Genomic DNA, 21,177 nt, shown 5'->3' with positions numbered 1-21,177 from the left:
TCCCCGCGTCAAAGCACCTCGGTGACAGCAAATTGTTGCCGGGTGCCTGCCACCAGAATCTCCACCTCGTCCCCCTCGAACTTGCCCAGCAGGCTTTTGCCCAGCGGCGAGCGCGGGGTGATGACGGTAATCGGCTGACCGACCACGTCGACTTTCAGTCCCGCCGCATCCGGCGCCAGAAACAGCCATTGCTCGCGACCCTTTTCGTCTTCCAGACCGAGCAGGGCGCCGATTTCTATGCCTCGGTTCTCGTCGTAGGCGCGCAGCGTCAGCGCCTGGCACAGCGCCAGTGACTGACGAATTTCATCGACGCGTTTTGCTTGCCCGGCCGCCAGATAAGACGCCTCAAGTCCCAAGGTGTCGTACTTGTTTTCGGCGATGTTCTCTTCGTGGGTCGCGGTTTCGTAAGCGGTCTGCGCGGCGCGTTCGGCGATATCGAGGTCGATGCGCAGTTTGTCGAGAATCAATTGGTGGACCGTGGGTTTGTTCATGATCAGTCGCAGAATTGCAAAACGTTGGCGCGGCTCTTTTCGCTGGGCGCATTCTGGTCCTGTTGCAGCCAGAACTGGCATTTCGGATTCGCCTGATTACGGCTGCTGCTGCGCGCCTGATCGAGCCGATTCTGTTGCTCGTTCTTGCGCAGGTTTTCCTCGTATTGATCGAACAACGGGCTCTGCGGCGGAATATTCGGCACCGGTTGGGCCGCCGGCGGGTTGGCCAGATGCTGCACGGTCTGGGCCACCGGCGCCAGTTGCTCGTTGAACAAAAAGCGCGAGAGCAGCCAGCAGGTCAGCGCGATCGCCAGAAAGCCCAGCCACATGCCCAAGGCAATGCTGCCGGTCAAATGCAGCGCGCTGAGTTGAACAGGCAAGGGACGACGCGGATTGGGACGATAGGGCATGGCTGCCTCCTGGCGGATGGTTGCGGGCAAGTCGCGATTGTCGCACGAAGATTAATCGGCGTCGGCTCTTCTGCACGGGGTCATTTATGCGGACAATCGGTGCTTTTGCCAACGGGAGTCTTGAATGTCGAAACTGAAAACCCGCTGGGATATTTTTTGCACTGTCGTCGATAACTATGGCGATATCGGCGTGACCTGGCGCCTGGCCCGGCAATTGGTGGCGGAGCATTCACTGGCGGTGCGACTGTGGGTCGATGATCTGCGTGCGTTCGAACGCATCTGTCCAGAGATCGACAGCACCGCCACACAACAATGGCAGCAGGGCGTGGAGGCGCGGCACTGGCCAAGCGAGTGGCCGCAGACAGAAGCCGCTGATGTGGTGATCGCCGCGTTCGCCTGTCAGTTGCCCGGCGATTACATGGACGCCATGGCCGAGCGCGAAAAGCCGCCTCTGTGGATGAACCTCGACTATCTCAGCGCCGAGGAGTGGGTGATTGGCTGCCACGGATTGCCGTCGGTGAAATACAAGTCAGTGCAGAAGTTCTTCTTCTTTCCGGGATTTCAGCCGGGCACGGGCGGACTGCTGCGTGAGCGAGGATTACTCGAGCAGCGTCGGCAATTTCAGCAGGATCCCCAAGCTCAGCGACAATTCCTGCAAGGTTTGGGGATCGAGCGCGCGGCGGGCGCTCAGCTGATTTCGCTGTTTGCCTACGAGAATGCCGGGCTGGCCAGCTGGCTGGATGTACTCGCAGCCGACGCGACACCGACTCACTTGCTGGTGCCGGAAGGGCGGATTCTCGGTGACGTCGCGTGTTGGCTCGGGGTCGAGACTCTCAGCGTCGGGGCAATACATGTGCGTCAGGCGCTGACCGTGCAGGTGCTGCCGTTCGTCCGTCAGGATCAATACGATCATCTGCTCTGGTGCTGCGATTTCAATGCGGTGCGCGGCGAAGACTCGTTCGTCCGGGCGCAGTGGGCGGGGCGACCGATGCTCTGGCACATCTACCAGCAGGACGAAGACATCCATCTGGACAAGCTCGATGCCTTCCTCGCGTTGTATTCGAAAGGTCTTTCGCCAGCAGCGGCTCAGGCGATGAACGGTCTATGGCAGGCGTGGAGCGCTGGTCAGCCGATCGGCGGACATTGGCTCGAGGCCCGTAAACATTGGCCAGAACTAAAGGAAAATGCCGAAGCATGGTGTCTGGAACAAGGCTTGCAGGCGGATCTTGCCACGGCGCTGGTACAGTTTTACCTAAATTGGTGAGGCAGTGAGGAAACCCAATGGATACATGGTGGAATCCTCAATGAGCGCCAAGCGAGACACAACACTGTTACAAACTGTCCTTGCCCGTCCCTATCTGTATAGGCGGGAAGGGGTCTACTACCTGCGTATGCGCCCTGTAGGGTCCACAAAGAACCTCTTCACGGTATCCTTACGCACCACAGAGCGCACACGAGCCACAGAGTTGAGTAAAGACATCCTTGCAGCCCTTGCAGTATTCCATTTGGGCAACCCTGAGACATCATGGGCAGACATCCACACACGTCTCTCGGTTGTCGCTCAAGAGGCCCTAACCGCTGCTCATACCGATAAGTCCTTGGTGGCCTACGAGACTATCTACACGGACCTAAGTGTGAGCCTAAGCAATGCGGCCTCAACTCTTCCCTTGACCATGAATCAACACAGAGGGGTCGTCGGAGCTAAGCGTGTTCTCGAAGCAGCCACCAAGAGACTCTATGGCGACTCAGCGGACCTCGTAGACATTGTTGATAGCCTCGATGGGATCGTAGGCGCTGGACCGGCAGAATCTCTTAAAGCTACTCGTGAAGCTCTCCATTGGGACGACCTATGGCCTGTTTACCTGAAGGAGAAAGAAGGGGACGTTAAGAAGTCCACTATTGATGGTTACAAAACCAATTACAAACAGGTTAGCGAGGCGTTTGAGGTGACTGGGACGTCGGACCTTAGGAGGCATTCGCGAGCTGACCTCGTAGCTATGCGTGATGAGCTGTTAGAGAGCCGTAAGGCCTCGACAGTGAACAATCTAATCACTCAGTTTACGACGGTGATGACGTGGGCAGTCGATAACGACTATCTCTCAAAGGCTTACACCTCCAAGCTCAAGCTCACGAAGGGCGCTGAAAGCTCTCGGATCCCTTTTGAGCGCTCCCAAGTAGAAAGCCTAATGGCTCACGCTAATACTCTCCCTAACGATAGTTGGGAGCGGTGGGGCCTCTCATTGCTGGCCATCACAGGCGCTCGGGCTCGTGAAATTACCCAACTGACGCGCAATGACTTCCCTGAGGTTGATGGACATCTCTGCATAAGCATTCGAGAGGAGGAAGAGGGGCAGTCCGTTAAGAACAAATACAGCGTCCGTGTAGTGCCCTTGGTGGATGGCGTGTTGGGCTTCGACCTTAAGGCGTTCTCTGAGGCCTTGAAGGGCCCGAAGCCGCCTCTACCTGTCTATGCCGAGGTCAACAACATCCAGGCACGCAAAGCTCTCGGTGTGATGGTTCGCGAGGTCCTCCCTAACAAGTCAGAGAATCAGACCCTGCATTCTCTCCGTCACCACATGGCCTCATCCTTCAAGGTTGCAGGCGTTCCCGTAGCATTCGCACAGGCTCTCTTAGGTCATTCGAGTGGCACATTGGCATACGATACCTACGGAGGATCTGCTATTCCGGTAGGGACTCTGGCGGATGTCATTGAGGGAGTATTTAAGCCCGTCGCACCTCTCAGTGCCTGACTGATATCATCCGAGGCTTTCTAATTAGGGAGCTTCATTTGATGCGCTTATCTGCTGTTGGCCTTGCTGCTTTAGTAATTGGCCTACTACAAGGATGCGGAAGCCACTCCTCTAATCTGCAAGTCGGCAATGAGCAATCGTATGCGAGCCTGAAGGATCAGAGAGAGGCGGTCCGAACCGTTAAGGTCTACGACGCTCTGCCTACAGGCGCCCAAGTGGTGAATGAGGTCTCAGCGGGGAGATGTCACAGGAGTTTTGTGGAGGAGGCACCTAATGAGGCTGCTGTCCTAACAGATCTTAAGATCGCAGCTTACGCACAAGGCGCTGATGGCATCACAGCCGTGAAGATTTCCAAAGAGTCAGGCCTTAACCGAAATTGTTGGTACGTGCTGGGCGGTACTGCTCAAGCATTCACATTGCACCAAGAGTGACCCATGGATAGAGCACTTACAGTCGCCGCATGGGTCCTCAGTGCCGCTGTCCTCTACGGGGTCATTAAGCTCGTTCAAGCTTTCCCACGGATGACAGCTCTATTAGGATTTTGAAGACATGCAAGCACCTCAACCCATACTGCACATGGACTCACTGACACTTCATGAACGCTCACCAAGTGTTAGGACCCATTCCGATCTCTTGAGGACTATCGACAAGGCTTTAGACGACCTCGTGCATGGTGGTGTGCTTCACGAAATGGGCGGGACTTGGATGGCTGGGCGTGTGATGGTCGCTAAGCGTTTCAGCTACCAAGACGCGTACGGGAGGGCCTATCGGGCCATTGAGTTTGGCTCGTGGCTTTGCTTGGCGTTATCCATGAGGGTGACCCGTGAGGAGACCCGTTTAGCGCTCTGTGCTGCCTTAGAAAAGCACCCAATCTACTGATGCTGATTTAAAAACCCCCACTAAAAGCAGCGTAAAAACCCACCGAAACCCTGTAGGAGTCGAGCGGGTTTTATTTTATGTAGATAAACACGTTTTGTGCGTTGACATAAACACGTTTCGTGCGTACATTGGCGGCTCACCACGCAAGTGGCCCGCTTACTACATTTAGATAAACACGTTTTGTGCGTGTATTGAGGGTTAGTCCATGCAAGCAATCACTACCAAATTCGTTTCGCCAACCAACACAAAGGCCTCCCGCATCAAAGCAACCGCCGAGGCTGGCTCTGTGGTCGTAACTTGGAATAACGGCCTTAGCATCAAGGGCAACCACATCGCAGCCGCCAAGGCTCTGTGCGCCAAACTTGGTTGGGTTCCTGCCTCTGACAACCGCTACACAGAAACCGTAGCTGGGTACCTCAAAGACGGCCTTTACGTCCACGTTTTCCTGCCTTACAGCACCAATAAAACTCAGTAAGCCACAGCCACCTTTAAATACAGAATCGCGCCGGGAAACCGGGATAGCTACGCCCTGATAAACACGTTTGATGCGTTGATCGGGGCCTCTTAGGAGCAATACCCATGCAGATTTACAACCTGACCAACTTCACCAGCGCCAAAGTCGCCAACAACATCCTCGGGGCCATGCAGGACGCCTTGAAGACCGGCCTCGCTCAGTACGTCACTAATCGCCGTGACCGTCAGTGGTTGCGCGTGGACATCAAGCGGGACGACGACAACCGTCTCTATTTTCAGTTCCTCACGGACACCATGCAGGAGATTGGTCACCACCTTTTGAAAGCGGCGCTGTTCCATTGGTCGCGTGCTGATGAACGTGAGTTTTCTGGACTCAATGCCGCTCTGTATCGCCTGCCAGCTCATCCACTGGACATCATCCTGGACGCTCGCGAAGCGGAAGCAAAACGCAAAGCCTCAACATTTTTTCAGCGCGCCTGTAACTGGCTGGGGTTTCCGCTAAAGGGCTTCGTAGGGGATCGGGCCGAGGGCTTTGATCGAAAATATGCATAAGTGCATAAATTCATTGCGTAAATGCATTAACATGTACGTTCATACAGCAGAGAGGATCACATGCACCACGGACAAAACCATGTACTGAGCAAGGCCCTGACGGCCTATTCATCGCTCGACAAGTATCACAAAGATCTTCGAGACGTTCTCGACATCATCAAGGAGATGGCTGACCACGCTGAAGAGGTTGAGCCTCTGAGCGCTGCTGATTACTCGGCGACTTCTGCATGGGCCCAAGCGTTAAACGTGGTCACCCATCACGGCCACGGCATCTACTCCTTTCCGTACCTCTCTGAGGCGTTCTGCAAGGACCTCATGCTTGAGCTGGATTGCATGGAGTACAGCGTGAACGAGGAGGAGCCAGTAGAGGCACAGATTCCTGAAGTCACCTTTCTGACTGAGTGCCGCCCCCTGTTTGACTGCCTGTACAGCCTCTGGGCAAACGCGGCGATTCCTTTAGCCAAGGTTCTGATGGGTCAAGACCCGAGCGTTATCAAGACCATTCAGGCAGCGCAGTACACGACTGAGAACACTCCGCGTGGCCACTGGCACAACGATAAAGACTCGGACGTAACTCTGGTGGTTGCACTAACAGCAACTCACGAGGGCGGCGGAACTTTGGTTCATACAGGTCCCTTTACGGAAAACATCATGGTCCCGCAGTTGCCTGTAGGTCATGGGATGTTCTTTAACGGTAAAGCTAATCGGCACTACGGAATGCCTGTAACGGCAGGTGAGCGGAACTTGTTGGTTCATTGGAGCGAAGTTAAATGAATCCTTCTTTTGTCTCGGGAAGCTTCATCAAGACGCACCAGTGCAACACCCAACTAAGAGCGGAGCAAACAGTGACGAAACCAAAGGGTAGCATAGCGCCACCATTTGGCAAGCCTGTAATTAAACTTCGTTTCTTGGCGGCAATACCTCGATACCAAGAATGTCGTGGGGAGTTCGCTTCGCGTGTAGAGCGTTGTGAGTTCAAGTTGGGAGTAGGTCCGTGTGGTCGTTATGTAACGCGTCTCTGGTGTGAGATGTCGCCAAACTTTCTGACGATTTCCCAAGAGAGCTACGCAGTGCAAGCCTTAACTCCATACGGCGAACCCGAGTTCAAAGAGTTCATCTACTTAATCACTGACATCACTGGTCGCATCGAGGCAGTTTCTATCTGATCCAATCCCGCCGGTTTAAAAACCCCCACTAAAACCGCTGTCCCTCTATGAGCCTTAACCCTTAGAGACTTCTTTAAGTCCTCTTTGCGGACCTCTGCGCTCTCGATTCAGCAAAACACCTAACTAATTAGTTGGAGGCCTTAAAGGGCCTCTAAGGGATCTCCATGTCCGCAGAAAGCCAAATTCAACCAACTAAACACGACTTCAGTGATATTAAAGACAAGGCTTCATGGGCTTTTGAAACTCTTTCAGGGATGTACGGGCCTGAACTTGCTGCAACCCAGCTCTCTCTTGAGCATGAAGCCTACACGCTTGGCGAAGACCGCTTTCATAAAGCACTTGAGCGTCAGATTGATCGCGGTGAGTTTGCAGATAACGCGACCGCAAAACACGTATTGACCTCGCTTGTTCCCATGATGATGACTGCCTTTGATAACTGGGTTGAACACCAAGTAACGAAGGTTCGCCGTAAGCATGTAGGTCTTCAGTTCTTCCAAATGGTCAAGTCGGAAAACGTCGCGGCCATCACTGTGAAAATCGTGCTGAACACCGTGGCTAAGAAGGGCCCTCAAAGCGTGCAGAGTCTGGCCGTAGCGCTGGGTCGTGGTCTTGAGGAGGAAGCCCGCTTTGGCCGAATCCGTGAGCAGGAGGCCGAACACTTCAACAAGAACATCCGCAAGGCTCTCAACAAGCGCAACGGCCACACCTACAAGGTCAAATTCCTTGAGAAGGTTGAGGCGCACATGCAGGAGGCTAACGAGATTGAATCGTCGTGGACCTCATGGGACTCCGTTGACAATGACGTGGCGTACCACATGGGCATCCGCCTGTTAGAGCTGCTCATTGAGTCCACTCAGCTGGTCGAGATGAAGCGTGAAAACGCCGGCAACATAAAGCTGGACGGGGAGTTCATCTACCTGACCCAAGCGTGGGCCGACAAGCTGTGCAACCGGGCCTTCTCTCTGGCCGGAATTACTCCACGTCACCAGCCAATGATTGTCCCACCAAAAGAGTGGACCAAGATGATTGGGGGGGGCTACTGGGCCAAGGGCCGCAAGCCTATCCCACTGATTCGTGTCCGCTCGAAGCGTGCCCTTCAGCGTTACCGTGACGTGTCCATGCCCGAGGTCTATAAGGCGGTCAACATCGCGCAGGCCTCTGCATGGAAGGTCAACACGAAGGTTCTTGAAGTCGCCAAAGCGGTCATGAAGTGGAAACACGTCCCTATCGACAAGTTCCCAACTGCTGACCGTGAAGAACTGCCGATCCAGCCTGAGGGCATGGGCGATGACCCTGTGGTTCTGAAGGCGTGGAAGAAAGAAGCAGCCGGTGTCTATCGCCGTGACCGTGCCCGTGTAAGCCGTCGCCTGTCTTATGAGTTCATCATTGAGCAGGCCGAGAAGTTTGCTGATTACGAGGCCATCTACTTCCCGTACAACCTCGATTGGCGTGGCCGTGTTTACGCAATCCCGTCGTTCAACCCCCAGGGCAACGATATGACGAAGGGGATGCTCATGGCTTCCGTTGCGGAGCCTGTAGGCAAGGATGGGATCGAGTGGCTCAAGATCCACGGAGCCAACTGTGCGGGCGTCGATAAGGTTGATTTCAGTCAGCGGAAGAAGTGGGTTGAGGACAACGAAGAGCTGATTCTTGAGATTGCTCGGGACCCGCTTGGCCAGCCTGAGTGGACCAAGATGGATTCCCCGTTCTGCTTCTTGGCGTTCTGCTTTGAGTGGGCTGGTGTGGTCGAGCATGGTGAACTCTGGGAGTCGGCTCTACCGATTGCGTTTGATGGCTCCTGCTCGGGAATTCAACACTTCTCGGCAATGTTGCGAGACGAGCGGGGCGGTCGCGCGGTGAACCTGCTTCCTTCTGATGAAGTGCAGGACATCTATCGGCTGGTGGCTGAGGAGGTCATTGAGAAGGTCAAAAAGGACCTGATCGAAGGCACCGAAGACAGTGTGCAGCTCATCACCAACGAAAAGACCGGTGAGATTACAGAGCGCCGCATTCTGGGTGCTCGGACACTTGCACAGGGCTGGATGGGCTACGGGATCAGCCGCAAGGTGACCAAGCGTTCTGTGATGACACTGGCGTATGGCTCAAAGGCCTTCGGGTTCACCGATCAGGTCCGCGACGACATTATTCAGCCAGCGATTGACGAAGGTGACGGCGCTCAGTGGTTCCCTGATGCACAGCAGTGTGCACGCTACATGGCCAATATGATTTGGGACTCTGTGAGTGTGGTCGTGGTGAAGGCCGTTGAGGCCATGCTGTGGCTACAGAAAGCGGCAAAGCTACTGGCTACTGAGGTTACTGCGACCAAGAAGACCAAGAAGAACCCTGAGCCGGAAATCCTGAAGCCTTGCATGCCTGTTTACTGGGTGACGCCCGACGGGTTCCCTGTGTGGCAGGAGTACATGAAGCCAATCCAACGCCGGGTTGAGCTGATGTTTCTCGGGACAATCCGCCTGCGCTCCACTGTGAATATTAAGGACTCGGACGTAATCGACGGGCCTAAGCAGGAGTCGGGTATCTCTCCGAACTTCGTACACAGCCAAGACGGGTCCCACCTTCGCAAGACAGTCGTAAAGGCTTCGGAGTGCTACGGCGTAGAGTTCTTCGCGTTGATCCATGACAGCTTCGGCACCATCCCAGCGAAGGCCGGGAAGATGTTCAAGGCCGTACGGGAAACGATGGTTGAGACGTACACCGAAAACGATGTCCTCGACGACTTCCGTGAACAGTTCATGGAGCAGCTACACGAAACACAATTGGACAAAATGCCGCCGCTGCCAACCAAAGGGACCTTGGACATCTCCAAGATTCTGGAGAGCGAATTTGCGTTCGCCTAATTAAAAACCCCCACTAAAAGCACAACAGAGCCTCACTGAGATTAACCGTCTCGTGAGGCTTTTTAGTGCCTGAAATTTAAAAACCCCCACTTAAAGCACAACCAACCTTTCCCTATTTCAGGAGTTTTTTCGATGCAGTCCACTCAAGCCGTTCAACGCAATGCCCGCACCTCTAAGCGCCGTCCAGAAGAAGAGATGGAAGCAGTACGGAGCCGTCGCGGTAAGTTGAACAAAGTGCAGCGTCAAGCCCGCCATAACTGGGAGTCGGCAGAATGAGCCAAATCACTGTCCGCACTTCGTATTCAAAGCTCGACAAGAAAACCTTCCGCTTCGACACGGTTATCACTGTTCAAGGTGCGCAAGGTGTCCCGCAGACACAGCTTGTCGATAAGCGTGAACTTCGTTCCCTTCGATTTATTACAGCCAAGAACGACGCTAACCGCTGCGAGCAGTTTGCAAAGTTTCTGAATGACACCGTTGAGATGAAAGTTAAACGCGCCATCTCGAACACCATCACGAAGGTTCAACTCCTCAGCAAGGAAGCTAAATAATGGCCGCTCAAGAAGTAATCATTGCAACTAATCCACATCGTCCAGTGGACTTCAACGAAAAGGCGCTTTTGAAGATTCTCGAAGAAACCTATTTGATCGCTGATGTAAAAGAAGATGGGGTCAGGTTGAACTTGTGTGTTCGCCCTGATATTGACGGTTACTGGGGTACGGACTGGCTCTCTCGTGAGGGTAAACACTTCCCAGCGTTACTCGCTGAAAACCATCATCAGCCGTTGTCGTTCGACGAGCGTTGGGGCCAGTTCTTTGAGTTCGACGAGGCGCTATTTCCTGAAGGTTTCATGCTGGACGCTGAGTTGCGTATTGATGACTTGCCCTGCAAAGACATCTCCGGGACTTTGCGCCGTCATGAAGACATCAGTCTGAGCCGCTTGAAAGTTATCGTTTTCGGGATCGTCCCGATGTCTGTAATTCGCTCCGGTGAAACTTACGACGTGACGCACAGCGTCATGAAGTACCACGTTGAGTATCAAGTGAAGCTGCTTCAAGAGCGCTTCCCTGAAATCGCGTGGTCAGTCGTTGAGTCCCTCGATTGCTTCAGCATGGTCGAGGTCGAGGCGTTCTATGGCGCAGTCCGTGAGCGGAAGCTTGAAGGGATCGTGTTGAAGGACCCTAACGGTGTCTGGAAGCGCTCGAAGGTTAACGGCATGTGGAAGATGACCCCGAACGATAACGAAGACGGAAAGGTGGTTGGTCTGGTCTGGGGCTCTGAAGGCCTGGCTAATGAGGGCAAGGTGATCGGCTTCGAGGTTCTCCTTGAGTCTGGGCACGTTGTGAATGCCTGCAAGATCAGCAAGAAGCTCATGGAGGAGTTCACAGCGGCAGTGATTGCGGCCACTTGGAACAACCCGACGCAATACGAAGCGGTTTTCCGAGAAGCCCAGCCTCATGTCTTAAACCCCTACGAAGGCCACACCGTAAAGGTGACCTTTATGGAGCGCTACCCGGACGGTTCTCTGCGTCACCCATCTTTCGATTCTTTCCGGGGCATCTCGGACCCAAGAATCAAGGAGTGACTATGTACGACATCGGCGGTATCGCTCTTGGCTCATTTCTGTTCTACGGCCTGATCGTGCAGTGCATTGCGTTCAGTACGGATGATCGGAAAGACCCGCGCCGTAACTGAATCAACTTAAAGCACCCAACCACATCACCTACCCGAAGGAGGTCCCTGCGTGGCCGAAACATTCCTGCACCACAACAAAGGCGTTAAAGCGCTGGCCTATACGGTCCGCATCAACCGGGCAATCAACCATGTGGCCTTGAAGCCATACAACAAGGTCCTCAAGGACGCGAGCGACGGCGATACGTTCCTCGTGACCAAAGCGACTTGTGCGAACGCCCGTAAGTTGGGCCGAGTGAAGCTAACGCCGTACACAGGTAATTGGGCCCGCTGTGCGCTGGTCTGGAAGGTCATTAAGGAGGTCGTGAATGACTGACTTACTGGCCTTGAACAGCATCCGTGGGAAGTCCGGCAAGGACACCCTAATTGGTCTGCTGGAGTCCGAAGGTCGCACGGTCTTTCGGGTTGCCTTTGCGGACATCCTGAAGAAGCAATGTGCGGCCGTTCTGGCAGGTTCCGAAGAGTCCCTCGCCGTGGTCTATGAGAAGGCCATGCACAAGAGCCTTAAGGACAAACCTCAAGAACAACTTCGCATCCACTCCCTACCACCAAGCGACTACCGGAACTTCCTACACGCTGAAGACTGTGATGCTCCAAGGTCACTTCGCTGGCACCTTCAAAAGTACGGAACCGAGTTTTGCCGTGAGTTCTGCAAGGAACCGAACGTCTGGCTTGACCTTGGCATGAGTGAGGTTCGCAAAGGCCTCGACCTCGGTGTGGATCATGTAGTGGTTACTGATTTGCGTTTGCCGAACGAATTTGAGGCGCTAACGAAAGGCCCGCATACCAAGCAGCCAAATCCTCATGCGTTCTCTTGGAGTATTCCCAAGGTGCGCACAGTGCGAATTGTCCGCGACTGGTTCATCCCCGGCGTTGACGATCCGACCTATCACATTTCTGACATCGCCCTGATGGCGCATCCCTTCGACGCTCTTGTAGTGAATCGCCTCGGAGAGCCGTGGGCAATGCTCGACCAACTTAAAGAACAGGGAGTAATCAACTAATGGAACAAGCTATGAAGACCTTTAAGGCCACTGTGCAGATTGACGACCATGTAGATGAAGTAACTGTCTATGCGGTTAGCCTGGACTCTGCATGGGCCCAAACCGAAACTATGTTTACCAACGCGAAAGTAACACGTATTCGCCCTGTAGTAGCGCCTGATACTTCACGCTTCACGGTGACGCTGTGAGGCTGGCCCAAGGTAACACCCGCTCAAAGCCGGATGGCTTCTTGCACCTCAATAACTACAGTCATGTTCGCCAAAGTGGTCTGGCTGGTGTTCTATATGAACGCCTGATGACCGATAAGCAACGTGAGTTAGTAGAGCTGACCCTGTTGGAACTTGCCCAAGTGTCACAGATTCAACCTCATTTTAAGCACGATGTATGGAGGTTTCCTAAACCCTTCCTCAACTTGCACTTCAAGTCGGTCGTGTACTCCGTGTATCGATCTATCAAAAAGTCCCCGGCTCAAGAAATCTCAATGGCGATCAGCCGAGAAGAACTCCAAGAGCAGACGGTAGGCATCAAGCGCCCATCGTTCCGGTAACAACAAAAACCCCCACTTAAAGCAGACCATTCCGAGACTTAGTTTGTCTCGGTGGATTTCTGTGTTCTTAATTTAACAAGGAGGCATAACTCTATGGCAGGTCCACGCAAAGAAATTCTCACAACTCCAAAGGGTATCGCAGAACCATACTGCGCCATTCAAAAGCCCGACTACGGCAATCCTGATCGTGGTTTCGCTAATCCTCGTGGCGAGTGGAAAGTTAACTTGACTGTTCCGTCTCGTGACGCTCAACCATTGATCGACAGGATCATTAAGGCTCACGAAGTTAACTATGCTGCCCTCGTAAAGAAATTCGAGGAAGAACGTCCTGAACTGGAAAAGAAACTTCAGCGCGGCAAGAAACTGCTGGAACCATATGAAGGTGACATGCCGTTCTCCGAAAATAATGACGGCACAGTGACCTTCAAGATTAAAGGTTACGCCTCGTATCTGGACAAGAAAACTGAGCCCCCACAATCCAAAGCGCTTCCGCTTAAAGTTGTGGACGCAAAAGGCAAACGTATCGACAACGTTCCCGCCATTGCAGGTGGCTCTGAGCTGAAAGTAAAGCTCTCTCTGCTCCCTTATGGCTGGTCGAACGTGGCCGGTGCTTCCGTCAAGCTGCAAATTGACAGCGTGATGCTGATTACTCTGAAGGAATACGCAGGTGGAGACGACTGGGGCGATGAGGCTGAGGAGGGTGGCTATTCGAGTGATGACTCTGGTGAGTGGCAAGAAGATCGGTCAGAAGGCCCTCGCGGTCACGTCGATGAAGATATCCCAGACAACGACGGCGACTTCTAATAGTGGCCGGTTGTGGCCGCTATGCCGGACCCCGGAGGGCTTCACAAGCGGCCTTCCGTTCGGGTCTGGAAGAGAAGAACAGCGAATTGATGGACAAGCACGGTATTCCCTACACCTTTGAACAACATTGGATCAATTACACGATCCCCGCCAGAACTGCTAAGTACCTACCGGACTTCATTCTGGGTAACGGAATAATCATTGAGTGCAAGGGCATATGGGAAGTTGATGACCGCAAGAAACACTTGTTGCTTCGTGAACAGTATCCCGAGCTTGATATCCGTCTGGTCTTCTCGTCGAGCAGGGCCAAGCTCTACAAGGGTTCACCTACTACCTACGGTGCGTGGTGTGAGAAACATGGTATTCAATTCGCAGACAAGTTAGTTCCATTGGCTTGGATGAAGGAGAAGAAGAAACAGATTCCTGAAGGGGTTCTGAAAGAGAAAGGAGCGTAAGTATGGCTCGTGTCCAATTCAATAAGCGGGAGGTGACGAACCTTATCGTTATTCACTGCGCAGCAACCAAGCCTTCTATGAATATTGGTCTGCGTGAGATTCGCCAATGGCATGTGCAACAAGGTTGGCTTGATGTTGGCTATCACTACATCATTCGACGCGACGGCACTGTAGAAACTTGCCGTCCTCATGATGTCGTTGGGTCCCATGTAAAGGGGCACAATTTTGAATCTCTGGGAATCTGCATGGTTGGTGGTATTGACGATGTAGGTACACCGCAAAATAACTTCACGGACGCCCAATGGGTAGCCCTTGAAGGCCTCGTCTCGGAAGTTTCCACCGTCCTGTATCCGAATGCTCGTATTTGCGGACATCGCGATCTTGATAGCGGTAAAGCCTGCCCGTCTTTTGACGTTGCAACTTGGCTCAAGTCCCGCACTAAGCATTAAACACAATTGTTAGGCGGGCCTCTTGGCTCGCTTTAACAGCAATTTCACCTCTTAAGTTAGGAGGATTATCTATGTCTGTTAATCGGGCAACTTTGCAAGGGGCTTTCGATATCGTCCAACTGCTTCACTCTCACGGAGTCTCCGCGATTATCGCTGGCGGTGCTGCTCGTGACATCTTCTTTGGAGTTGCCCCAAAGGATGTCGACGTAATTTGCGCAGGTGTCGACCACGAGAAAGTAACTGAAGTTCTCGAAGGTGCGGCTCTCGACTTCAAGAAATTCCCCAAGTACCACACAGGCTCCGACTCGGACCGTCTGGCGGGTGTTTGGAAGATCGAAGGTTGTGACATCGACGTGATTCTGTACGACACCGACTGTGTGTCTGAGGCAATCCAAAAGTTTGATTACAACCTGAATCAGTTCGCCATCGTTGGGATTCACCGGGGGATCGAGGCGGCATATGTGCGTTTCATGGGCGACCATCACTGGTCCAATCTGGTCCGTCTACGGGATGACGCTCGTGGTCAGCGTGCGGCCAAGATGGAAGAGAAGTGGTTTGACCTTGCTTGGCGGCGGGCCACCGGGGAGTCCTTAGACGCGCCTGTCGGTGGTCCTGATGGACTCTACTGAATACCCCGAAAGCGAGCTGCTGCACAAAGGCCCCTGCACGAATATTGAGGAGTGTTCATCCAGTGACGGCATGGCCACTTACTCGGACGGCCACACGTATTGCTTTGTGTGCCAACACCGCACGCCGGGCGATGGCTCCGAGGGGCACAGTACCCGAGCGAACACCAAGCGCGCTGACGGCACGATGTCCATGCAGGATCATCAAGGACGCTTCCAAGACTTGCCGAAGCGGGGCCTTCAACAGGCTATCTGCAAACAGTATGGATACTGGGTAGGCAAGACCCACAGCGGGAAGAATATTCAGGTTGCCGACTACCGCGACGAACACGGGAACTTGGTCGGCCAGAAGATTCGAGACGCTGACAAGAACTTTTCGTCTACCGGCAAACACGGTGCTGACTGCCTCTTCGGCAAGCATCTGTGGTCGGGTGGCAAGAAGATCATCATCACGGAAGGGGAGATTGACTGCCTCACCGTGGCCCAGTTGCAGGGCGGGAAATACCCCGTTGTGTCGCTGCCGACTGGCGCTCCTTCAGCTCGTAAATCTTGCGCGAAAAACTACGAGTACCTCGATACGTTCGACGAAATCATTCTGATGTTCGACATGGATGATGTAGGCCGAGCGGCTGCAATGGATGCGGCTGAGGTTCTTCCGGCTGGCAAAGTAAAAATTGCTGTGTTGCCCATGAAGGACCCCAATGAGTGCGTCATGAACGGCCAGGCTAAGGCTGTGATGGATGCCATGTGGAACGCTGCTCCATTCATCCCTGACGGTGTGGTCTCAGCGAAGTCCTTGAAGGACCGCATCAAGAACAAGCAGGACATTCCCCGGATTCCATTGGCGGGCCCTACCGAACTGCGCCGCATGACCAAGGATTCCCGAGCTGGCGAAGTGCTGATGGTGACCTCCGGGTCGGGCATGGGCAAGTCAACATTCGTTAGGCAGAACGTCTACAACTGGTTCCAAGCGCACGGCCTTGAAGTCGGCGTTGCGATGCTCGAAGAGTCCGTTGAGGAAACCGTTGAGGACCTTGTGGGCCTGCACCTTCGCCGTCGTTATCGCCAGAACCCTGATGGTACGACTGAGGAGGAGTTTGACGCGGCCTTTGACGCCATCTTCGAGACGGACAAGCTGTTCCTCTATGACTCCTTCGCGGAATCCGTAGAAGACCGTTTGATGTCGAAGCTGCATTACATGGTCAAGGGGCAGGGCTGCAAAGTGATCGTGCTGGACCACATCTCAATTGTGGTTTCGGGCATGGATGACAACGGCGATGAGCGTAAAACCATCGACCGCCTTATGACCAAGCTGAAGACCTTCGCCAAGACCAACGACATCCTCATGGTCGTTATCTGTCACCTGAAGAACCCCGAGAAAGGTAAGGCTCACGAAGAAGGCCGTCAGGTCTCCATCACGGACCTGCGTGGCTCTGGGTCTCTGCGTCAACTCAGCGACACCATCATTGCCATGGAGCGAAACCAGCAAGGGGACTTCCCCAACGTGGTCACGATCAGGGTCTTGAAGTGCCGCTTCACTGGGGACACAGGCGTAGCCGGTTACCTCATTTACAACAAAGAAACTGGATGGCTCGACGAGACCCCCGATGGCTGGACACCTGAGGGTGAGACCGGCTGGGCGGGCGAAGAGAAAGAGCTATCAACCCCAACCGACTATTAAGGAGAACCTCTATGCCCATTATCAAACTGTACAAATTCGCCCTGTCGAAACTGGCCGCTGCTCTGACTAAGACTTCGACATTGAAGGCCAAAGAGTCCACCAAGCTGTTCCAACGGGCCGCTGCTTCCTACAAGAGCGGCGAGGCTGCACTTGCTGAGTCCAACAAGCTGGCCGAAGAGGCCCGCAAAGTTTCCGCTCTGATCTAAGAGTGACTCAAGGGTCTCCGTTCTGGGGACCCTTCGTTCAACCTTACTTCAAACACCCAACCCGTCACCAATTCTTTTGGAGGATTCACTGTGGACAATCAAAAAGTACGCGCACACCTGCGCAAAGGTGAACTGGCTGTAACGCTGCTGGAATCGCTCGGGTATCGCTATGAACAAGAAGCTGGCACGCCGACCTTTTGGCTTGCCCCAGCTAAAAGCGAATTGCAGTTGTTCAAAGAGCAGCTTCAAGAACTCATTACGCCTCCTGAGAAACGGGAATGTCCTGTGCGTAAGGGCGCCCGTTTCAGCGTCACCTCGTTGCCTGCGGGACACTTCCTTCAAGCGTATATGTACCGTCACATGAGTTTCAGGGCGACATCCGCTGAATGGATCGCGGAAAAATCCCCTCAGTCCGAGAAGCTGAAAGGGTTTTCGGGTTGGGCTGTTCACTTCTACTTCGACGTCGGGTCACGTCCACAAGGTTTGTGGCTGCCGCTGAGCTGCATCAAGGTAACGTCCAATGCTGACTTCTGACATTGAGACGGATGGTCTCTTAGAGGATGTCAGCAAGTTCCACTGTGGTGTCAGCAAGGACTACTTCACCGGCGAGGTCTTCGAGTACGGGCCTAATGACCTCAAGGCATACATCGCTCAGCTCGAAGCCGAAGCAGCCAAGCCCGATGGCCTGCTCGTGTTTCACAACGGGATCAAGTACGACATCCCGGTACTCGACAAGCTGAAGCGCAAGTACTTCGGCAAGCGCTTGAATATCCCCCGCAAGAAAGTAATGGACACCCTTGTCCTGTCCCGTCTGATCCACGCAAACCTTCGCGACACTGACGGTGGCCTTCTCCGAACAGGGAAGCTCCCCGGCAACCGTTTTGGGTCCCATGCGTTGGAAGCTTGGGGTTACCGACTGGGTGAGATGAAGGGCGAGTACACGACCGACTTCAAAGCCCACTGTCTGGCCGATGGCACGACCTACGTGAAGGGCATGGAGTGGCTCAACTGGTCACAGGCCATGCAGGACTATTGCGTCCAGGACGTAGTTGTGACGACGAAGCTCGTAACAAAGCTGATGTCCGATCCTTACTACTTCCCGTCTGGTCTGGCTCCAAATGGTGAGCATTGGATGCAGTCCATCCGTGCAGTCCACCTTGAGCATGACACCGCGTGGGCTTTGGCCCAGATGGAGCGCAACGGTTTCCCGTTCGATTCTGACGGCGCCGAGCGGCTCTATGCGGACCTTGCAGGACAACGCTCTGACCTCTTGGTAAAGCTCATTCAGACCTTCGGGTCTTGGTATCAAGCCAAGGGCGGCACCGAGCTATTCCGCAATCCGAAGACCGGCAAGCCTCTCGAAAAGTGGTCTGACGGGCGCCCTATGCCTCGGGTCAAATATCCGAAGGTTGGTGGCATCTTCCTGAAGAACGGCAAGACGCGGGACACACGGGAAACCTTCGTGGGCGCACCGTACACGCCTGTCGAATTCGTCACGTTTAACCCTGCGTCGGGCCAGCACCTCATCAAGGTCCTCAAAGAGGCAGGGTGGGAACCCACTGAGTTCACCGATAAGGGTGCCCCGAAGGTCGATGACGAGACCCTTGAAGGCGTGACCGTCGATGACCCCAACGCTCAGGCATGCATTGCGCTGGTTCGTGACTACCTGATGATCCAAAAGAGAATCGGGATGTTGGCTGAGGGTGATAACGCGTGGATGCGTTTGGTCCATTCAGACGGCTCTATGCATGGTTCGATCAACCCTAACGGAGCGGTTACCGGGCGAGCTACGCACAGCTATCCAAACATGGGCCAAGTGCCCAGCGCGAAGAGTCCTTATGGTCCTGAATGTCGCGCTCTGTTTGGCGCTGTGTTCGCACAGAAGCGGTTCAAAGGCTGGGAAAACTGCGTTCAAGTCGGTGTCGATGCGAGTGGCCTTGAGCTGCGTTGTTTGGGCCACTTCGGCGCCAAATATGACGAAGGCGCTTATGCCGATCAGGTCCTTAACGGTGACGTGCATTGGGCCAACGGTGTCGCTGCTGGCATCTGTCAGGCGACCATCCGGGACAAGGCGAATCACGAACACGACCGTTGGCGCGACATGGCCAAGACGTTCATCTATGCGTTTCTGTACGGAGCAGGTGACGCCAAGATTGGATCGATCGTTGGTGGTGGCGCGAAGCGGGGCAAGGAGCTGAAGAAAGCCTTCTTGGAAGGTACGCCGGTCATTAAATCCCTGCGTGAAGCCCTCGAAGAATCGCTCATCTCCTCCCAGAAGTGGAACCAAGCGCTTAAGAAGTTCGACATCAAATGGAAGCGCCGTTGGATCAAAGGTCTCGATGGCCGAAAGATCCACGTCCGCTCGCCGCACTCCGCACTTAACACACTCCTTCAGTCAGCCGGTGCGCTCATCTGCAAGGCGTGGGTAGTGGAAACCGAAAGGCTCCTTATGGATGACCACGGCCTTATCCACGGCTGGGACGGCGACTTCTGCTTCATGGCATGGGTCCACGACGAACTCCAAATTGCAGCCCGCACCCAAGCGATTGGGGAAATCTGCGTGGCCGCTGCTCAACAAGCCATTCGCAACGTAGGCGAGTCGTTCGACTTCCGCTGTGTCCTCGACACAGAAGGAAAGATTGGCCCTACATGGCGTGAATGTCACTAATTTAACCTGGCCCTTCGGGGCCTCTAAAAGGAGGCCATATGGCTATCACACTGAATCTGCACCACACCTTCAACACTCGCGCTGTGCTTTCCACTCAGGACATTTTGGACATTCGCGAAGGCCTTCACGACCAACTCGGTAGCCTCAAACTGCTGTCCGCAAGTAAGGACGCGAAGAAAGCGGCGCTGGCCCGAGCGGGTTTGCGGCTGGTCGAACTCATGCTGTACCTGCCTGATGAAGAAATGTGCGTTTTCCTGCTGAAAGAATCTTTCAAGAACGCCGTTAAGGAAGAACTGCAAGGCTCTCTGAAAAATCTTTTCGTCACCCGCATGTCCCCAGTACGCACCCAAGTGGTGGCCTGATGGGTGAATACATTCGGATGCTTTACGCCATCAAAAAGGAAGCCCGTACGTTTCAATCTGACTTCTACCGCAAGAACGCTCACGGGGTCTCCGAAGCTGCCTCCCGAGGCCATATTTCTTGTGTGTCTACTGATGGCCGCAACATGGGCGTTTGGTCGCTGACCACTGCCGGTCAACTGTTCCTCAAGAAACACGGAGGTGCTGTATGACCGCTCGTATCGGCGTAGCGCTCGACATGGACTTCCTGATCTTCTCCGCGATGTCCGCAAGTGAAACTGAGATGGACTGGGGGAACGACATTTGGACCCTTGAGTGTGACCACGCGAAAGCTCGGGACATTCTTGGTGGGACCATTAAGTCGATCCTCGCGGATATCGAAGCGGACATCCGCAAGAAGAACAAGAAGCCGTTTGAGTTGGTGCCGTTGTGCATCATTTCGGGCGATAACAACTTCCGTAAGGAGGTCCTTGAGACCTACAAAGCAAATCGCAAAGGCAAGCGTAAGCCTGTGGGATACCCGGCCTTCGTTGAGTCCTGCATGCAGTATTACGGCGACCGCTCGTATCGGTGGGATGGCGTTGAAGGGGACGACGTTTGCGGGATCTTGATGACCAATCCCGGTCTTGCTGACTGCACCGTTGTGGTCTCCGCGAGCTGTGATAAAGACTTCAACACAGTTCCCGGAATGTTCATGTGGCTGACCCCTAACAAGGTCGTCAGGAACACCCTCGAGACTGCCGACCGTTATCACATGTACCAAACCCTGATCGGTGATACGACTGACGGGTACACCGGGATTCCGGGGATTGGTCCTGTGGAGGCTGAGAAATTCTTGGAGGCTCCACGGTTCTGCTTTGAAACTACGAAGGTAATGAAATCGGGCCCACGGAAGGGGCAGGAAGTCGCTTATTGGACATCCCGAGAGCCTACCGAGGAGGAGACGCTGTGGGACTGCATGGTCTCGCTGGCTGCTTCTAAAGGCATGTCCGAGGCTGAGCTATTGCAGCAGGCCCAAGTCGCTCGCATTCTTCGCTGGTCCGACTGGGACTACGAGGCAAAGAGCCCAATCCTTTGGAAGCCGTAAAGGGTATCTGCTCGCTAATTAC

The 21,177-nt window shown here is 54.1% G+C and carries 26 protein-coding genes; 24 read left to right on the top strand and 2 right to left on the bottom strand.

Annotated elements, in window-relative coordinates:
- Nucleotides 1-8 precede the first annotated feature (8 nt).
- A complete protein-coding gene (locus ACVVH8_RS20990) occupies nt 9-491 on the bottom strand; it encodes a GreA/GreB family elongation factor (RefSeq protein WP_475226156.1) in 483 nt (160 codons plus the stop codon).
- A gap of 2 nt (nt 492-493) precedes the next feature.
- The gene (locus tag ACVVH8_RS20985) at nt 494-901 is read right to left on the bottom strand and encodes a hypothetical protein (RefSeq protein WP_475226153.1); all 408 of its coding nucleotides are present in this window, start codon (nt 899-901) and stop codon (nt 494-496) included.
- A 124-nt stretch (nt 902-1,025) separates the two neighbouring features.
- Here ACVVH8_RS20985 and earP point away from each other — a divergent pair, with 124 nt between their 5' ends.
- From earP to ACVVH8_RS20865, 24 genes are all read left to right on the top strand, one after another.
- The gene (gene earP, locus ACVVH8_RS20980; RefSeq protein WP_475226150.1) at nt 1,026-2,165 is read left to right on the top strand and encodes an elongation factor P maturation arginine rhamnosyltransferase EarP; all 1,140 of its coding nucleotides are present in this window, start codon (nt 1,026-1,028) and stop codon (nt 2,163-2,165) included.
- A 202-nt stretch (nt 2,166-2,367) separates the two neighbouring features.
- Nucleotides 2,368-3,651, top strand: a complete 1,284-nt coding sequence (locus ACVVH8_RS20975; RefSeq protein ID WP_475226147.1) for a tyrosine-type recombinase/integrase — start codon at nt 2,368-2,370, stop codon at nt 3,649-3,651.
- Nucleotides 3,652-4,735: 1,084 nt separating this feature from the next.
- Nucleotides 4,736-5,005: a hypothetical protein gene (locus ACVVH8_RS20970; protein WP_475226145.1), complete on the top strand. Its 270-nt coding sequence runs from the start codon at nt 4,736-4,738 to the stop codon at nt 5,003-5,005.
- A 104-nt stretch (nt 5,006-5,109) separates the two neighbouring features.
- Nucleotides 5,110-5,556, top strand: coding sequence for a hypothetical protein (locus ACVVH8_RS20965; protein ID WP_475226142.1), 447 nt, complete (start codon nt 5,110-5,112; stop codon nt 5,554-5,556).
- Nucleotides 5,557-5,616: 60 nt separating this feature from the next.
- Nucleotides 5,617-6,330, top strand: coding sequence for a 2OG-Fe(II) oxygenase family protein (locus ACVVH8_RS20960; protein WP_475226140.1), 714 nt, complete (start codon nt 5,617-5,619; stop codon nt 6,328-6,330).
- On the top strand, nt 6,327-6,722 hold the full coding sequence (locus ACVVH8_RS20955; RefSeq protein WP_475226137.1) for a hypothetical protein: 396 nt from the start codon (nt 6,327-6,329) through the stop codon (nt 6,720-6,722). The genes ACVVH8_RS20960 and ACVVH8_RS20955 overlap by 4 nt, the downstream gene beginning before the upstream one ends.
- A gap of 164 nt (nt 6,723-6,886) precedes the next feature.
- The gene (locus tag ACVVH8_RS20950; protein ID WP_475226134.1) at nt 6,887-9,577 is read left to right on the top strand and encodes a DNA-directed RNA polymerase; all 2,691 of its coding nucleotides are present in this window, start codon (nt 6,887-6,889) and stop codon (nt 9,575-9,577) included.
- A gap of 132 nt (nt 9,578-9,709) precedes the next feature.
- Complete coding sequence (locus ACVVH8_RS20945; RefSeq protein ID WP_475226131.1) at nt 9,710-9,853, top strand: hypothetical protein; 144 nt, start codon at nt 9,710-9,712, stop codon at nt 9,851-9,853.
- Entirely contained in the window at nt 9,850-10,128 is a 279-nt protein-coding gene (locus ACVVH8_RS20940; RefSeq protein ID WP_475226129.1) for a hypothetical protein, read from the top strand. The genes ACVVH8_RS20945 and ACVVH8_RS20940 overlap by 4 nt, the downstream gene beginning before the upstream one ends.
- Nucleotides 10,128-11,162 (top strand): ATP-dependent DNA ligase, encoded by a 1,035-nt coding sequence (locus ACVVH8_RS20935; RefSeq protein WP_475226127.1) that lies wholly within the window; start codon nt 10,128-10,130, stop codon nt 11,160-11,162. The genes ACVVH8_RS20940 and ACVVH8_RS20935 overlap by 1 nt, the downstream gene beginning before the upstream one ends.
- Before the next feature lie 159 nt (nt 11,163-11,321).
- Nucleotides 11,322-11,585, top strand: a complete 264-nt coding sequence (locus ACVVH8_RS20930) for a hypothetical protein (protein ID WP_475226124.1) — start codon at nt 11,322-11,324, stop codon at nt 11,583-11,585.
- Nucleotides 11,578-12,273: a hypothetical protein gene (locus ACVVH8_RS20925; RefSeq protein ID WP_475226122.1), complete on the top strand. Its 696-nt coding sequence runs from the start codon at nt 11,578-11,580 to the stop codon at nt 12,271-12,273. The genes ACVVH8_RS20930 and ACVVH8_RS20925 overlap by 8 nt, the downstream gene beginning before the upstream one ends.
- Before the next feature lie 11 nt (nt 12,274-12,284).
- The gene (locus ACVVH8_RS20920) at nt 12,285-12,461 is read left to right on the top strand and encodes a host cell RNA polymerase inhibitor (protein ID WP_475226119.1); all 177 of its coding nucleotides are present in this window, start codon (nt 12,285-12,287) and stop codon (nt 12,459-12,461) included.
- 452 nt (nt 12,462-12,913) lie between these two features.
- On the top strand, nt 12,914-13,624 hold the full coding sequence (locus tag ACVVH8_RS20915; protein ID WP_475226116.1) for a DUF2815 family protein: 711 nt from the start codon (nt 12,914-12,916) through the stop codon (nt 13,622-13,624).
- 2 nt (nt 13,625-13,626) lie between these two features.
- Nucleotides 13,627-14,079: an endodeoxyribonuclease gene (locus ACVVH8_RS20910; RefSeq protein ID WP_475226114.1), complete on the top strand. Its 453-nt coding sequence runs from the start codon at nt 13,627-13,629 to the stop codon at nt 14,077-14,079.
- Nucleotides 14,080-14,081: 2 nt separating this feature from the next.
- Complete coding sequence (locus ACVVH8_RS20905) at nt 14,082-14,528, top strand: peptidoglycan recognition protein family protein (protein ID WP_475226112.1); 447 nt, start codon at nt 14,082-14,084, stop codon at nt 14,526-14,528.
- 71 nt (nt 14,529-14,599) lie between these two features.
- Nucleotides 14,600-15,157 (top strand): hypothetical protein, encoded by a 558-nt coding sequence (locus tag ACVVH8_RS20900; RefSeq protein ID WP_475226109.1) that lies wholly within the window; start codon nt 14,600-14,602, stop codon nt 15,155-15,157.
- Nucleotides 15,144-16,835 (top strand): DnaB-like helicase C-terminal domain-containing protein, encoded by a 1,692-nt coding sequence (locus tag ACVVH8_RS20895; protein WP_475226107.1) that lies wholly within the window; start codon nt 15,144-15,146, stop codon nt 16,833-16,835. Before ACVVH8_RS20900 ends, ACVVH8_RS20895 begins: the two co-directional genes overlap by 14 nt.
- Nucleotides 16,836-16,846: 11 nt before the next feature.
- Nucleotides 16,847-17,041 (top strand): hypothetical protein, encoded by a 195-nt coding sequence (locus ACVVH8_RS20890; protein ID WP_475226104.1) that lies wholly within the window; start codon nt 16,847-16,849, stop codon nt 17,039-17,041.
- 90 nt (nt 17,042-17,131) lie between these two features.
- Nucleotides 17,132-17,575 (top strand): hypothetical protein, encoded by a 444-nt coding sequence (locus ACVVH8_RS20885; RefSeq protein ID WP_475226102.1) that lies wholly within the window; start codon nt 17,132-17,134, stop codon nt 17,573-17,575.
- Nucleotides 17,562-19,709, top strand: coding sequence for a DNA polymerase (locus ACVVH8_RS20880; RefSeq protein ID WP_475226099.1), 2,148 nt, complete (start codon nt 17,562-17,564; stop codon nt 19,707-19,709). Before ACVVH8_RS20885 ends, ACVVH8_RS20880 begins: the two co-directional genes overlap by 14 nt.
- A gap of 38 nt (nt 19,710-19,747) precedes the next feature.
- The gene (locus ACVVH8_RS20875; RefSeq protein ID WP_475226096.1) at nt 19,748-20,071 is read left to right on the top strand and encodes a hypothetical protein; all 324 of its coding nucleotides are present in this window, start codon (nt 19,748-19,750) and stop codon (nt 20,069-20,071) included.
- The gene (locus ACVVH8_RS20870) at nt 20,071-20,280 is read left to right on the top strand and encodes a hypothetical protein (RefSeq protein ID WP_475226094.1); all 210 of its coding nucleotides are present in this window, start codon (nt 20,071-20,073) and stop codon (nt 20,278-20,280) included. Before ACVVH8_RS20875 ends, ACVVH8_RS20870 begins: the two co-directional genes overlap by 1 nt.
- Complete coding sequence (locus ACVVH8_RS20865) at nt 20,277-21,155, top strand: hypothetical protein (protein ID WP_475226091.1); 879 nt, start codon at nt 20,277-20,279, stop codon at nt 21,153-21,155. Before ACVVH8_RS20870 ends, ACVVH8_RS20865 begins: the two co-directional genes overlap by 4 nt.
- Nucleotides 21,156-21,177 lie beyond the last annotated feature (22 nt).

The sequence above is a fragment of the Pseudomonas trutticola BRTCR10 genome, from assembly GCF_056155105.1.
This window is presented reverse-complemented; position numbering and strand designations above follow the sequence as displayed.

Excerpts from the sequence above, each read along its gene's own strand:
- ACVVH8_RS20990 (WP_475226156.1), bottom strand. The coding sequence starts at position 491 with ATGAACAAACCCACGGTCCACCAATTGATTCTCGACAAACTGCGCATC.
- ACVVH8_RS20985 (WP_475226153.1), bottom strand. The coding sequence starts at position 901 with ATGCCCTATCGTCCCAATCCGCGTCGTCCCTTGCCTGTTCAACTCAGC.
- earP (WP_475226150.1), top strand. The coding sequence starts at position 1,026 with ATGTCGAAACTGAAAACCCGCTGGGATATTTTTTGCACTGTCGTCGAT.
- ACVVH8_RS20970 (WP_475226145.1), top strand. The coding sequence starts at position 4,736 with ATGCAAGCAATCACTACCAAATTCGTTTCGCCAACCAACACAAAGGCC.
- ACVVH8_RS20965 (WP_475226142.1), top strand. The coding sequence starts at position 5,110 with ATGCAGATTTACAACCTGACCAACTTCACCAGCGCCAAAGTCGCCAAC.
- ACVVH8_RS20960 (WP_475226140.1), top strand. The coding sequence starts at position 5,617 with ATGCACCACGGACAAAACCATGTACTGAGCAAGGCCCTGACGGCCTAT.
- ACVVH8_RS20955 (WP_475226137.1), top strand. The coding sequence starts at position 6,327 with ATGAATCCTTCTTTTGTCTCGGGAAGCTTCATCAAGACGCACCAGTGC.
- ACVVH8_RS20950 (WP_475226134.1), top strand. The coding sequence starts at position 6,887 with ATGTCCGCAGAAAGCCAAATTCAACCAACTAAACACGACTTCAGTGAT.
- ACVVH8_RS20945 (WP_475226131.1), top strand. The coding sequence starts at position 9,710 with ATGCAGTCCACTCAAGCCGTTCAACGCAATGCCCGCACCTCTAAGCGC.
- ACVVH8_RS20940 (WP_475226129.1), top strand. The coding sequence starts at position 9,850 with ATGAGCCAAATCACTGTCCGCACTTCGTATTCAAAGCTCGACAAGAAA.
- ACVVH8_RS20935 (WP_475226127.1), top strand. The coding sequence starts at position 10,128 with ATGGCCGCTCAAGAAGTAATCATTGCAACTAATCCACATCGTCCAGTG.
- ACVVH8_RS20925 (WP_475226122.1), top strand. The coding sequence starts at position 11,578 with ATGACTGACTTACTGGCCTTGAACAGCATCCGTGGGAAGTCCGGCAAG.
- ACVVH8_RS20920 (WP_475226119.1), top strand. The coding sequence starts at position 12,285 with ATGAAGACCTTTAAGGCCACTGTGCAGATTGACGACCATGTAGATGAA.
- ACVVH8_RS20915 (WP_475226116.1), top strand. The coding sequence starts at position 12,914 with ATGGCAGGTCCACGCAAAGAAATTCTCACAACTCCAAAGGGTATCGCA.
- ACVVH8_RS20905 (WP_475226112.1), top strand. The coding sequence starts at position 14,082 with ATGGCTCGTGTCCAATTCAATAAGCGGGAGGTGACGAACCTTATCGTT.
- ACVVH8_RS20900 (WP_475226109.1), top strand. The coding sequence starts at position 14,600 with ATGTCTGTTAATCGGGCAACTTTGCAAGGGGCTTTCGATATCGTCCAA.
- ACVVH8_RS20895 (WP_475226107.1), top strand. The coding sequence starts at position 15,144 with ATGGACTCTACTGAATACCCCGAAAGCGAGCTGCTGCACAAAGGCCCC.
- ACVVH8_RS20890 (WP_475226104.1), top strand. The coding sequence starts at position 16,847 with ATGCCCATTATCAAACTGTACAAATTCGCCCTGTCGAAACTGGCCGCT.
- ACVVH8_RS20880 (WP_475226099.1), top strand. The coding sequence starts at position 17,562 with ATGCTGACTTCTGACATTGAGACGGATGGTCTCTTAGAGGATGTCAGC.
- ACVVH8_RS20875 (WP_475226096.1), top strand. The coding sequence starts at position 19,748 with ATGGCTATCACACTGAATCTGCACCACACCTTCAACACTCGCGCTGTG.
- ACVVH8_RS20870 (WP_475226094.1), top strand. The coding sequence starts at position 20,071 with ATGGGTGAATACATTCGGATGCTTTACGCCATCAAAAAGGAAGCCCGT.
- ACVVH8_RS20865 (WP_475226091.1), top strand. The coding sequence starts at position 20,277 with ATGACCGCTCGTATCGGCGTAGCGCTCGACATGGACTTCCTGATCTTC.